The organism is Streptomyces pseudogriseolus, assembly GCA_002154585.1.
Classification (GTDB): Bacteria; Actinomycetota; Actinomycetes; order Streptomycetales; family Streptomycetaceae; genus Streptomyces; species Streptomyces pseudogriseolus.
This window is the reverse complement of record MUNG01000552.1, coordinates 956-1,156: the sequence shown is the minus strand read 5'-3', so window position 1 is coordinate 1,156 and position 201 is coordinate 956.

The following is a 201-nucleotide window of genomic DNA, read 5'->3' as shown; positions in this document are numbered from 1 at the left end:
CCGGACCGTCTCCGGCCCGGGTTTTTCCTGCCCCGCGTCTCCTTGCGTCTCCTTGCGTCGCCCTTCGTCATGCCGTACGGCCGCGCAGGCGGCGGGCGATCTCCAGGTCGGCCTGGTCCAGCGGGCGGCCTTCCTCGGTCTCCCACAGGCAGTTCTGGAGCACCCGCCCGTACGTCCACGCCCGGGCCCGCGCGCGGTCCA